Origin of the sequence: Janthinobacterium paucivorans, assembly GCF_051380805.1 — a bacterium.
Taxonomy (GTDB): Bacteria; Pseudomonadota; Gammaproteobacteria; order Burkholderiales; family Burkholderiaceae_D; genus Janthinobacterium; species Janthinobacterium lividum_D.
Genome location: NZ_JBNYXR010000022.1, coordinates 1 through 11,121, shown reverse-complemented (window position 1 = coordinate 11,121; position 11,121 = coordinate 1). Strand labels below are relative to the sequence as shown.

At 59.3% G+C, this 11,121-nt stretch carries 12 protein-coding genes and 1 rRNA gene; 5 read left to right on the top strand and 8 right to left on the bottom strand.

The features are described 5' to 3' along the window. The first annotated feature begins 1 nt into the window (after nucleotide 1). On the top strand, nucleotides 2-1,177 hold the full coding sequence (locus tag ACQ4V8_RS20605; RefSeq protein WP_070345837.1) for a GGDEF domain-containing protein: 1,176 nt from the start codon (nucleotides 2-4) through the stop codon (nucleotides 1,175-1,177). Between the two features lie 167 nt (nucleotides 1,178-1,344). Here ACQ4V8_RS20605 and trpC read toward each other — a convergent pair whose 3' ends face one another. The 6 genes from trpC to rpe form a co-directional block, all read right to left on the bottom strand. Then, entirely contained in the window at nucleotides 1,345-2,145 is an 801-nt protein-coding gene (trpC, locus tag ACQ4V8_RS20600) for an indole-3-glycerol phosphate synthase TrpC (RefSeq protein ID WP_436572099.1), read from the bottom strand. Between the two features lie 33 nt (nucleotides 2,146-2,178). Next, entirely contained in the window at nucleotides 2,179-3,222 is a 1,044-nt protein-coding gene (gene trpD / locus ACQ4V8_RS20595) for an anthranilate phosphoribosyltransferase (RefSeq protein ID WP_010393433.1), read from the bottom strand. Between the two features lie 65 nt (nucleotides 3,223-3,287). Next, complete coding sequence (locus ACQ4V8_RS20590; protein ID WP_043460313.1) at nucleotides 3,288-3,851, bottom strand: aminodeoxychorismate/anthranilate synthase component II; 564 nt, start codon at nucleotides 3,849-3,851, stop codon at nucleotides 3,288-3,290. 1 nt (nucleotide 3,852) lies between these two features. Further along, nucleotides 3,853-5,349 carry an anthranilate synthase component I gene (trpE, locus tag ACQ4V8_RS20585; RefSeq protein WP_436572098.1) on the bottom strand — a complete coding sequence of 499 codons (1,497 nt, stop codon included), beginning with the start codon at nucleotides 5,347-5,349 and terminating at the stop codon, nucleotides 3,853-3,855. Nucleotides 5,350-5,598: 249 nt separating this feature from the next. Beyond that, a complete protein-coding gene (locus tag ACQ4V8_RS20580; protein WP_010393434.1) occupies nucleotides 5,599-6,315 on the bottom strand; it encodes a phosphoglycolate phosphatase in 717 nt (238 codons plus the stop codon). Beyond that, nucleotides 6,315-6,995, bottom strand: a complete 681-nt coding sequence (rpe, locus tag ACQ4V8_RS20575; protein ID WP_010393435.1) for a ribulose-phosphate 3-epimerase — start codon at nucleotides 6,993-6,995, stop codon at nucleotides 6,315-6,317. Before rpe ends, ACQ4V8_RS20580 begins: the two co-directional genes overlap by 1 nt. A gap of 166 nt (nucleotides 6,996-7,161) precedes the next feature. On the opposite strand from rpe, the gene apaG reads away from it, so the two are divergent. Further along, nucleotides 7,162-7,536, top strand: a complete 375-nt coding sequence (gene apaG / locus ACQ4V8_RS20570; RefSeq protein WP_010393436.1) for a Co2+/Mg2+ efflux facilitator ApaG/CorD — start codon at nucleotides 7,162-7,164, stop codon at nucleotides 7,534-7,536. A gap of 24 nt (nucleotides 7,537-7,560) precedes the next feature. On the opposite strand, the gene ACQ4V8_RS20565 is transcribed toward apaG, so the two are convergent. Further along, nucleotides 7,561-7,707: a hypothetical protein gene (locus ACQ4V8_RS20565; RefSeq protein WP_193365511.1), complete on the bottom strand. Its 147-nt coding sequence runs from the start codon at nucleotides 7,705-7,707 to the stop codon at nucleotides 7,561-7,563. A gap of 277 nt (nucleotides 7,708-7,984) precedes the next feature. Here ACQ4V8_RS20565 and mltA point away from each other — a divergent pair, with 277 nt between their 5' ends. Beyond that, nucleotides 7,985-9,025: a murein transglycosylase A gene (mltA, locus tag ACQ4V8_RS20560; protein ID WP_070346566.1), complete on the top strand. Its 1,041-nt coding sequence runs from the start codon at nucleotides 7,985-7,987 to the stop codon at nucleotides 9,023-9,025. Nucleotides 9,026-9,064: 39 nt separating this feature from the next. Here the strand turns inward: mltA and ACQ4V8_RS20555 are convergent, their stop codons facing one another. Further along, nucleotides 9,065-9,502 (bottom strand): universal stress protein, encoded by a 438-nt coding sequence (locus tag ACQ4V8_RS20555; RefSeq protein ID WP_436572097.1) that lies wholly within the window; start codon nucleotides 9,500-9,502, stop codon nucleotides 9,065-9,067. Nucleotides 9,503-9,813: 311 nt separating this feature from the next. Here ACQ4V8_RS20555 and ACQ4V8_RS20550 point away from each other — a divergent pair, with 311 nt between their 5' ends. Together ACQ4V8_RS20550 and ACQ4V8_RS20545 are read left to right on the top strand one after the other, a co-directional pair. Then, nucleotides 9,814-10,590 (top strand): enoyl-CoA hydratase, encoded by a 777-nt coding sequence (locus tag ACQ4V8_RS20550; RefSeq protein ID WP_070345835.1) that lies wholly within the window; start codon nucleotides 9,814-9,816, stop codon nucleotides 10,588-10,590. A gap of 432 nt (nucleotides 10,591-11,022) precedes the next feature. Continuing rightward, a 16S ribosomal RNA gene (locus ACQ4V8_RS20545) occupies nucleotides 11,023-11,121 on the top strand; the annotation flags it as partial.

The following is an 11,121-nucleotide window of genomic DNA, read 5'->3' as shown; positions in this document are numbered from 1 at the left end:
CATGTTGATGACGACCCTGATGTGCGGGGCGATGAGCATCGTCATGTTCTCGGTGTATCGTAGTTTTCGGCGCGAGGTGCACGGTCTGGGACATTGGGCGGCCGGTTTGCTGTTGCTGGTGTGCGCGTCCATGTTGTTCGGTACGCGCGACGTGCTGCCGCCGGCATGGTCTATTATCGCGGCCAATGCGGCGCTGGTAGCCGGTATCGGCCTGTCGATGCTGGGCACGGAAAAATTCTATGGCTTGGCGCCGAGTCGCCGCGCCTATTTTCTGATACTTGCCCTGGCCATCGGCGGCAATAGCTGGTGGCTGCTGGTGCTCCCCGATTTTTCGGCCCGCGTGGCGGTATTCTCCCTGCTGGTCTGCCTGTTTTATGCGCGCCAGGTGCAGCTGGTATGGCGCTATGGCGAGCGCCATTTTTCGAGTTTTTTCTTTGGCACGCTGATGCTGCTGCAAACTGTCGCGGTGCTGGCGCGCGGCGTGTCGGCGCTGCTGCACGGCGGCACCAGTGTAAATCTGACGGTAGCGGGCACGCCGACCGGTATCTATCTGGCGGTCGCCAATTTCATGGCGCTGCTGCTGACGGTAGGCTTCATGACGGTGGCGACGCGCCACCTGCAGCAGATACTGGAGCGCCGCTCGACCCACGATCCCTTGACGCAGGTGCTGAACCGGCGCGGCTTTGGCGATGCCTATGCGCGCGAGATAGGCAATCCGCGGCGCCCCCGTTTGCCGCTGACGTTGCTCAGTATCGACCTCGATTACTTCAAATCGATTAATGACCGCTACGGTCACGCGGTGGGTGACCAGGTACTGGCACACGTGGCCACCATCATCGGCGGCGCCCTGCGCGAATCGGATTGCGTGGCGCGTTTCGGCGGCGAGGAGTTCGTCGTACTGATGCCGGACATGCCTGTGCACAATGCCGTGGGCGTGGCGGAACGCATTCGTGCCTTGCTGTGCGAGTCCAGTCATACGGGACTGCCTTCATGTACGGTCAGCATTGGCATCGCTTGCCAGGCATCGGTGCTGGAGGGGCTGGAAGAATTGCTGTCGCGCGCCGATGCGGCCCTGTATCTGGCCAAGGAGCGCGGCCGCGACCGCATCGAACTCGACGCTGCCGCGTTTACTGCGGGCCGGATAATGTCCGCAGCGGGAAGCTGTAATACTCGTTGAACAGCAAGATTTCGGAAAAACTGACGGTTTAGGCGCCGCGGTGCATCAGGTTTGCCGCTGGCGGAAAGCGTTCTCGTCTGCGGCGTATGGCGGCGCTGCAGTCTGGCAGGCTGACAGCAGGACAGTGGCAATGATCGCCTACCTCATGGCTGCCAGCCTGCCATGGTTTAACTGAACAGGCGTTCCAGTTCCACGCCAGGGTCTGGCGCGCGCATGAACGCTTCGCCCACCAGGAAGCTGTGGATGTGTGCATCGCGCATGCGTTGCACGTCGGCCGTGCTGTGAATGCCCGATTCCGTGATGATCAATTTGTCTTGCGGGATGCGCGGCAATAGATTGATGGTGGTGTCGAGCGAGGTCTCGAAGGTGCGCAGGTTGCGGTTGTTGATGCCGATCAGCGCGCTCTTGAGTTTGAGTGCCGCGTCGAGTTCTGCGCCATCGTGGCTTTCGATCAGCACGCCCATGCCCAGTTCGTGGGCGCAGGCTTCCATTTCGGCCATCAGGCCATGGTCGAGCGCGGCGACGATCAGCAGGATGCAGTCGGCGCCCATGGCGCGCGCTTCATAGATTTGATACATGTCGACCATGAAATCCTTGCGCAGCACCGGGATACTGCAGGCGGCACGCGCATGCAGCAGATAATCCACGCAGCCCTGGAAGAACTGTTCGTCCGTTAGCACGGACAGGCAGGCCGCCCCATGCGCTGCATAGCTGGCGGCGATATCAGACGGGCGGAAGTCGGCGCGTATCACGCCTTTCGATGGCGACGCCTTTTTTATTTCGGCGATGATGCCGGGCTTGCCAGCGGCGATATGCTGGCGCAGGCTCGCTTCAAAGCCGCGCAGGCCGGCGCGCAGGGCGTGATCGCTTTCCACGTCGCCGCGCAGGCTGGCCAGGCTGCGATGGGCCTTGGCCTTGGCCACTTCATCGGCTTTCACGGCCAGGATTTTATCGAGTATGTCGGACATGATGGTCGCTATTCTATAAAGGAGGGCGGGGGCTTACGCTTGCGGCGGAGTGCCCAGTTGCTGCGTCACCTGCACGAATTGGTCGAGTTTTGCCAAGGCGGCGCCCGAGCTGACGGCTTTGCGCGCACGCGCCAGGCCGTCTTCGATCGAACTGGCCACACCGGCCGCATACAGCGCCGTGCCCGCGTTCAGGGCGACGATGTCTGCGGCTGCACCGGGCTCGCCGCGCAGCGCTTCCATCATCTTGGCTTTCGACTCGATGGCGTTGGCCACTTTCAGGTTGCGGCTGGCGATCATCGACATGCCGAAATCTTCAGGGTGGATTTCATATTCGCGAATCTCGCCGTTGACCAATTCACCGACCATGGTGGCCGCGCCCAGCGAGACTTCATCCATATTGTCGCGACCATACACGACGATGGCATGTTGCGCGCCCAGACGCTGCAGCACGCGTACCTGGATGCCGACCAGGTCGGCGTGGAACACGCCCATCAGGATGTTGGGCGCGCCGGCGGGATTGGTCAGGGGACCCAGAATATTGAAAATCGTGCGTACGCCAAGCTCCTTGCGCACGGGCGCCGCATGCTTCATGGCCGCATGGTGGTTGGGCGCGTACATGAAGCCGATACCTGTCTGCGCGATGGACTGGGCGATCTGCTCGGGTTGCAAATTGATGTTGACGCCCAGGGAGTCCAGCACGTCGGCGCTGCCGGACGATGACGAGACACTACGTCCGCCATGCTTGGCCACGCGCGCGCCAGCTGCTGCCGCCACGAACATCGAGGCAGTGGAGATATTAAAGGTGTGTGCGCCGTCGCCGCCCGTGCCAACGATATCAAGCAGGTTGGTGGTGTCGGCCATGGGCACTTTGGTGGAAAACTCGCGCATCACTTGCGCGGCGGCAGCGATTTCGCCGATGGTTTCCTTTTTTACGCGCAAGCCCATGGTCAGCGCCGCGATCATGCTGGGAGACATTTCGCCGGACATGATTTGGCGGAACAGGTACAGCATTTCGTCGTGAAAGATTTCGCGGTGTTCGATGCAGCGCAGCAGGGCTTCTTGTGGGGTGATCGGCATGATGCTTCCTTCTTCAATGATGGCGCAGGAGGACACTGATGGCACGCCGTAGCGTGCGCATGGGATCAGCGCTCGAGGAAATTCTTCAGCAGGGCGTGGCCGTGCTCCGAGAGTATCGATTCGGGGTGGAACTGCACTCCCTCGATATCGAATTCCCGATGGCGCACGCCCATGATTTCGCCGTCGTCCGTCCACGCCGTCACTTCCAGGCAGGAAGGCAGCGAGGAGCGTTCGATCGCCAAAGAGTGGTAGCGGATCACTGTGAAGGGGCTGGGCAAGCCTTTGAAAACGCCCACGCCCGTATGCGCGATGACGGAAGTCTTGCCATGCATGACCTGCTTGGCGCGGATGACATTGCCGCCAAACGCCTCGCCGATGGCCTGATGGCCCAGACAGACCCCCAGTATTGGCTTCCTGCCGGCGAAGTGCTTCAGCACTTCCACCGAAATGCCTGCTTGCGCTGGCGCTTTCGGGCCGGGCGAGATGCAGATGCGGTCCGGGTTCAGTGCTTCAATCTCTTGTATCGTGATTTCATCGTTGCGGTAGACCCGCACGTCTTCGCCCAGTTCGCCGAAATACTGCACGATGTTGTAGGTGAAGGAGTCGTAGTTGTCGATCATTAGCAGCATCTTAAAACTCCCCATCCAGGCCATCTTGCACTTGTTCGGCGGCGCGCAGTACGGCGCGCGCCTTGTTTTCGGTTTCCTGCCATTCCATTTCGGGGATCGAGTCGGCAACGATGCCGGCCGCAGCCTGCACGTACAGCATGCCGTCCTTGATGACGCCCGTGCGGATGGCGATCGCCACATCCATTTCACCGCCAAATGACAGGTAGCCGCACGCGCCGCCATAGATGCCGCGCTTGCTGATTTCCAGTTCGTCGATCACTTCCATGGCGCGCACTTTCGGCGCGCCCGTCAGGGTGCCTGCGGGGAAGGTGGCCCGCAACACGTCCAGGTTCGACAGGCCGTCTTTCAGCGTGCCTTCCACGTTCGAGACAATGTGCTGCACGTGCGAGTATTTTTCGATGACCATGCGGTCGGTGACGTGCACGCTGCCGGTTTCGGCGATGCGGCCGATATCGTTGCGGGCCAGGTCGATCAGCATCACGTGCTCGGCGATCTCTTTCGGATCGGCCAGCAGTTCGGCCGACAGTTCGGCGTCGCGCTCCGGCGTGGCGCCGCGTGGACGGGTACCGGCGATGGGACGCAGGGTGACTTTCTTGCCGCCGTCCGTCGTCGTCTCGTTGCGCACCAAAATTTCGGGTGAGGCGCCGATGATCTGCATGTCGCCAAAGTTATAGAAGTACATATAGGGCGACGGATTGAGCGACCGCAGCGCGCGGTACAGGGTCAGCGGCGAATCGACGTAAGGCTTGCGGATGCGCTGGCCGATCTGCACCTGCATCAAGTCACCGGCCATCACGTATTCATGCGCCTTGGCGACCGCTTTCAGGTAGTCTTCCTTGGAGAAATCGCGGATGGTTTCGGTGCGCACGGAGGCGCTGGTGACGGGTGCGTCGACGCCACGGCGCAGCATCATGCGCAAGTCTTTCAGGCGCTGGCGCGCTTTCGAGAACGACTCGGGCTGCGTGGTGTCCGCATACACGATCAAGTAGAGTTTGCCGGACAGGTTGTCGATGACGGCTAGTTCCTCTGTCACCATCAACTGGATGTCGGGCAGGTTCAAATCGTCTTTGGGCGCACCGCCAGCCAGTTTTTTCTCGATGTGGCGCACCGTGTCGTAGCCGAAGTAGCCTGCCAGGCCGCCGCAGAAACGCGGCATGCCAGGGCGCAGGGCGACCTTGAAGCGCGACTGGTACTGTTCGATGAAGTCGAGCGGATTGCCTTCGTGCTCTTCGATCACGACACCGTTCTTGACGATCTCCGTGCGGTTGCCATAGCTACGCAAGACGCTGGTGGCGGGCAAGCCGATGAAGGAATAGCGGCCGAAGCGTTCGCCACCGACGACCGATTCGAGCAGGAAGGTGTTCTTGCCGCCTTGCTGGGTCTGCGCCAGTTTCAGGTATAGCGTGAGCGGTGTTTCCAGGTCGGCAAAAGCCTCCGCGATCAGGGGGATGCGGTTGTAGCCTTGTTGGGCCAGCGATTTGAATTCGAGTTCGGTCATGTGTCTCTCCATGCCGCCAGGGTACGCGTGTGCGTCGTGCAGTCTAAGCACAAACCCTGCGGTGGGTTATCAAAAAACCTGTCGGGGCATGCAATATGCGCATGCGCAGCCGACAGCAATCTTACACGGCTCGGCCCTTAGGCCTGCCAGGATTGCCAGCGTCGCCAAAGCCAGGCCTCAATCGAGCCGGTTTGGGTGACATTGTGTTTTTTGATGAGAAACGTGTTCACGATATAGTGTTGGGGTTGGTCAGTATGCCGGTTTGTTGTGCATGCTTATGAGATGCGCTGCTTCAAGCAGCGTATTTACTATACCATCGGAATCGGTATCGTGTATAGAGTGTCCGTGGTTGTAACCATACGGCACCGTCAAGACGGGGCAAGCCGCAGCCCGCGCCGCTTGCACGTCATTCGAAGAGTCGCCGATGGTCACTACTTTGGCGGGCGCGAGGTCGAAGTGCGCACACGCTTGCAGCAGCGGCATGGGGTGCGGTTTTTTTTGCGGCAGCGAATCGCCACCGTAGACGATCTCGAAATAAGTGCGCAGATTTTTCTGTTGCAGCAGGGGCAGGGCGAAGGCAATCGGCTTGTTGGTGACGCAGGCCAGGCGCAAGCCCGCCGCCTTCATTGCCGCCAGCCCTGCTTCCACATCCGGGTAGAGCGTGCTGAACTGGCCATTGATGGCCAGGTAGTGGCGCTGGTAAGCCTCCATCGCCGTGTCAAAACGCTGTTCCACGCCGACGGCATCGAAGTCGAGCGCCAGCACGCTGCGGATCAGGTTTTCCGAGCCCTTGCCCACCATCAGTTTGATGGCCTCGGCACTGATGGAGGGGAGGTCGAATTCGGTGCGCATGCCATTGATGGCGACATGAAAATCGGGCACGGTGTCGAGCATCGTGCCATCAAGGTCGATGATGGCGGCGCGCACGCCGGCCAGTACCTGGTCTTTTACCGTGCCCGCGCGCATCAGGCGCCCGCCACTTTTGCCTTGGCCAATTCGGCACGCATGGCATCGATGACGGCCTTGTAATCGGGCTTGCCGAAGATGGCCGAGCCGGCGACGAAGGTGTCGGCACCGGCAGCTGCGGCAGCGGCGATGTTGTCGATCTTGATGCCGCCATCGACTTCCAGCATGATGTCACGTCCCGATTCGTCGATCATGCGGCGCGCTTCGGCGATTTTCTTCAATGCCTGCGCAATGAAGGACTGGCCGCCGAAGCCCGGGTTGACCGACATGATCAGGATCATGTCAATCTTGTCCATCACGTGTTCCAGATAGTGCAGCGGCGTGCCCGGATTGAAAACTAGGCCCGATTTGCAGCCATTGTCGCGGATTAGTTGCAATGAGCGGTCAAGGTGATCCGACGCTTCCGGGTGGAAGGTGATGATGTTCGCGCCAGCCTTGGCGAAATCCGGGATAATGCGATCGACAGGCTTGACCATCAGATGCACATCGATGGGGACTTGCACGTGCGGGCGGATCGCTTCGCACACCAGCGGGCCGATGGTCAGGTTCGGCACATAATGGTTATCCATCACGTCGAAGTGGATGATGTCGGCGCCGGCGGTAACGACGTTGCGCACTTCCTCGCCCAGGCGGGCAAAGTCGGCGGACAGAATGCTGGGAGCGATACGGAATGTTGTCATGGTGGCTAAGGGCTAGAGTAGAAAATGCGAAGATGCGCTATTTTACGCTTGACGCCGTTACCATGCCTCATTGAAGCACAGTGAATCGCACAATACACGGCGCGCGGCGGCCCATGCAGCACGCGTGACACAATATACGACTGGCAATGTCTGAATAGGAATGATGATGGCGACTTATGAATTTACGGTAACGGTCAAGACGCAATATCTGCCTGAGCAATCGGCACCGGACCAAGGGCGGCACGTGTTCGGCTATACGATTCGTGTCGTCAACACGGGCACGGCTGGCGCGCAACTGATTTCGCGCCACTGGGTCATCACGGATGCGAATAACAAGGTGGAAGAGGTGCGCGGCTTGGGCGCCGTCGGCCATCAGCCCTTGCTGCAGCCGGGCGAGCAGTTCGAATACACGAGCGGTACCATGCTCGGTACGCCGCAAGGTTCGATGCACGGCGAATACTTTTGCGTGGCTGAAGATGGTCATCAGTTCGAAGCGCCGATACCCGAATTCGTGTTGTCGGTGCCGCGTACCCTGCATTAACGACAGGCCGGGGGCGTGCGCCCCTTATTTCAGTTTTTCGGTGCTGTCCTGTTCTTCGCCGAGCTGCGTGCGCGCGGGTGGCGTGGGTTTTTTACCCGCATACATGGTCCACCAAACTATAAATGCCAGCAAGAAGAACGCTACCAGCGCCTCTATCATCAAGATCCACATACGCACCCCTATGTTATTTAGCCGCAGTTTATTTACCCGTAGTTCCCGCAGCCCAGTATTTACCCGCCGTCTATTTACACGAAGTAGTCTACTCGTTTCAGTCGGTGCCGTCGCGCTTGCACTTTCAGCCTGTACCACGCCACCGCTAGCGCCCGGTGCTGCTGGCGAGAAGGCGCCAGCGATTGCGCCTATTGTTGTCAATCCCGTGCCAGCCAAGCCTATGCCAGCCAAGCCGGCTGACGCCAGGGATGGCACAGATGCGGCGGTTCCCACGTTTATGCCCGCCAAATTTTCCGCCTTGCCTGGCTGGGGCCGCGATGATATGCGCGCTGCCTGGCCAGCCTTCATGGCTTCATGCGGCGTGCTGGTCAAGCGTCCGGACTGGAAGGAGTCATGCACGATCGCGCGCCAGGTGAATGCCAACAGCGACAAGGCCATCCGCCTGTTCTTCGAGACCTTCTTTGTGCCCAATCAAGTCATCACCGCCGATGGCGCTAGCACAGGCCTCGTCACCGGCTACTATGAGCCGCTGCTGCACGGCGCGCGCAAGCGAGGCGGTCCGTACCAGACGCCGCTGTACAAGGTGCCCGATGACCTGGTCTCGGTCGACCTGGGCGCGGTGTATCCGGAACTGAAAAACATGCGTTTGCGTGGCAAGCTGGTCGGCAAGAAGGTGATCCCGTACGCGACCCGCGCCGAGATCGAGCGCGCCACTGCGGTCACGGGCAAGGAATTGCTGTGGGTGGATGATGAAGTCGAAGCATTCTTCCTGCAAGTGCAGGGTTCCGGGCGCGTGCAGCTGACTGATACGCAGGAAACCGTGCGCGTGGCTTACGCAGAGCAGAATGGCCATCCGTATAAATCGATCGGCCGCTACCTGGTCGACAAGGGTGAGTTGACGCTGAGCCAGGCGTCCGCGCAGGGCATCAAGGCGTGGATTGCCGGCCATCCCACGCGCAAGGATGAATTGTTCAACGCCAACCCGAGCTATGTCTTCTTCAAGGAAGAGCGCCTGCCCGATCCCAAAGTGGGGCCTAAGGGTGCCTTGGGCGTGCCGTTGACGCCGCAGCGTTCGGTGGCCATCGATGCGCGCTTCCTGCCGCTGGGCGCGCCCGTGTTTCTGTCTACCACGCAAGCCAATAGCGAGATTCCCATGCAGCGCCTGGTGATGGCGCAGGACACGGGCGGCGCCATTCGCGGGCCCATCCGGGTCGATTACTTCTTTGGTTTCGGTACGGAAGCGGCGGAAAACGCGGGCCGCATGAAGCAGAGCGGCGCCGTGTGGGTGTTGCTGCCGAAGCAGGCGCCGGCGCGCTGAGTTGCTCGCGCCGCCGGGCGGGGATGCGCTAGCGCAAGGTTAGCGCAGGACCATGACTGGCAACTGGGTATGCGCCAGCACTTTTTGCGTTTCACTGCCCACGAACAGCTTGTTCAAGCCCTTGCGCCCATGCGAGGCCATGAGGATGATGTCGCAATGGTAGGTTTGCGCCGCATTGACGATTTCTTCGTGCGGGCTGGGCGAGACGACGACCGCGCCTTCGAAGGGAACGCCGACAGCGCTTGCTGCTTCGCCGATCTTGTCGACGGCGCGTTGCGATGCTTCCTGCATTTGTTGCTCGTACAAGCCGGCGTCGAGCACGACGCCGCCATCGGCCATTGGCGAGAACGGGAAGGGCTGCACCACGCTGATGCTAACCAGCTTGGCCTTGTTCAATTGCGCGAAGGCGATGGCTGTCTCGGCGGCTTTGTCTGACAGCGGCGAGCCATCGGTGGGAAACAAGATGGTGTTAAACATGACGTGCTCCTAGAGTGATATGAGATAGCTTATGTATGTGCGTCAATTAAAACTTTGATGTAAATCAAAACTCACAGGCTTGGGCATGAATAGTGTCGCCAAGGCAATCTTTTAGCAGTGTATGCCCGTTCATCGTTTCAGGCGCGCACGCCATGGCGACGGGTGCCGACAAAAGCTGTGCCAGTAAAAGGCAGAGAAAATACGCTGTTCGATAAAAAGTGCGTCGATTCACAATAATGGCGGCGCAACTGCCGTACTGCTCCCGTTAGCCGCTACAATCGTCGTTACCGTGTTCATCCAGAGGAGACTATATGCAATACGAAGACCTGATCATCGACATCCAGGACAAAGTGGCGCTCATCCGCCTGAACCGCCCCAAGGCGCTCAACGCACTGAACGACAATATGATGAACGAGCTCGGCGACGCCCTGCTGAAGTTCGATGCGGATGAGAATATCGGTTGTATCGTGCTCACGGGTAGCGAAAAAGCATTCGCCGCTGGCGCCGACATCGCCGCCATGGCTGATTACACCTATCCCGATACTTTTACCCAGGGCTACATCAGCCGCAACTGGGAGCACATCTTGCGCGTGCGCAAACCCGTAGTGGGAGCCGTAGCCGGTTACGCACTCGGTGGCGGCTGCGAACTGGCCATGATGTGCGATTTTCTGATCGCCGCCGACAGCGCCAAATTTGGCCAGCCGGAAATCAAGGTGGGTGTCACGCCGGGTGCGGGCGGCACGCAGCGCTTGCCGCGCGCCATCGGCAAGGCCAAGGCCATGGACTTGCTGCTGACGGCACGTACCATAGACGCGCTGGAAGCGGAACGCATCGGCCTGGTATCGCGCGTGGTGCCGGCAGATAAGTTGCTGGAAGAAGCCCTGGCTGCAGCGAAGGCCATCGCAGCCATGCCGACCTCGGTGGCCATGATGATCAAGGATTGCGTCAACCGCGCCTTTGAAACTACCTTGACCGATGGCGTCGCCTACGAGCGCCGCCTGTTCCAAGCTGCCTTCGGTACGCCTGCACAAAAAGAAGGCATGCACGCTTTCCTTGAAAAGCGCTTGCCAAACTTCGACGGTCTTTGATATGATTCGCCTCCCCGATGAGACGCACTAGTTTGCGGCACAAAAGGGACGGCCTCCAGGGGCTGGGTAGTAAAAAGTTTTTTAGCGCAATGCGCTGAAAAACGGAGTTGACGGATTTAGTAAAATGCTTCATACTCTTTCTTCTTCGCAGCTGACAAACACAACGCTTTGTTGATAGCGCGAAAGCAGTAACGGATACAGTTCTTTAACAATTAACAGTCGATAAGTGTGGGCATTTGATGTAAGTGCAGCAGCGATCTTCGGATCGCTGTAAAACTTAAAATATCAAATGTTCACAAGAAATAATGAAATAGGCGCTACGAAAGTAGTGGCCTGTCAGTTTTTTGAGTGAGCAAACACCTCGCAATGCGAGGGGTTTGAACTAGTTAAATAGTTCGACCATGCCTGTAAAAAGGCAAAGTAACAGAGATTAAACTGAAGAGTTTGATCCTGGCTCAGATTGAACGCTGGCGGCATGCCTTACACATGCAAGTCGAACGGCAGCACGGAGCTTGCTCTGGTGGCGAGTGG

What these genes read in the sequence shown, in the direction of transcription:
- ACQ4V8_RS20605 (WP_070345837.1), top strand. Translation starts at nt 2, where the DNA reads ATGTTGATGACGACCCTGATGTGCGGGGCGATGAGCATCGTCATGTTC.
- trpC (WP_436572099.1), bottom strand. Translation starts at nt 2,145, where the DNA reads ATGTCCGACATACTCGATAAAATCCTGGCCGTGAAAGCCGATGAAGTG.
- trpD (WP_010393433.1), bottom strand. Translation starts at nt 3,222, where the DNA reads ATGCCGATCACCCCACAAGAAGCCCTGCTGCGCTGCATCGAACACCGC.
- ACQ4V8_RS20590 (WP_043460313.1), bottom strand. Translation starts at nt 3,851, where the DNA reads ATGCTGCTAATGATCGACAACTACGACTCCTTCACCTACAACATCGTG.
- trpE (WP_436572098.1), bottom strand. Translation starts at nt 5,349, where the DNA reads ATGACCGAACTCGAATTCAAATCGCTGGCCCAACAAGGCTACAACCGC.
- ACQ4V8_RS20580 (WP_010393434.1), bottom strand. Translation starts at nt 6,315, where the DNA reads ATGCGCGCGGGCACGGTAAAAGACCAGGTACTGGCCGGCGTGCGCGCC.
- rpe (WP_010393435.1), bottom strand. Translation starts at nt 6,995, where the DNA reads ATGACAACATTCCGTATCGCTCCCAGCATTCTGTCCGCCGACTTTGCC.
- apaG (WP_010393436.1), top strand. Translation starts at nt 7,162, where the DNA reads ATGGCGACTTATGAATTTACGGTAACGGTCAAGACGCAATATCTGCCT.
- ACQ4V8_RS20565 (WP_193365511.1), bottom strand. Translation starts at nt 7,707, where the DNA reads ATGTGGATCTTGATGATAGAGGCGCTGGTAGCGTTCTTCTTGCTGGCA.
- mltA (WP_070346566.1), top strand. Translation starts at nt 7,985, where the DNA reads ATGCCCGCCAAATTTTCCGCCTTGCCTGGCTGGGGCCGCGATGATATG.
- ACQ4V8_RS20555 (WP_436572097.1), bottom strand. Translation starts at nt 9,502, where the DNA reads ATGTTTAACACCATCTTGTTTCCCACCGATGGCTCGCCGCTGTCAGAC.
- ACQ4V8_RS20550 (WP_070345835.1), top strand. Translation starts at nt 9,814, where the DNA reads ATGCAATACGAAGACCTGATCATCGACATCCAGGACAAAGTGGCGCTC.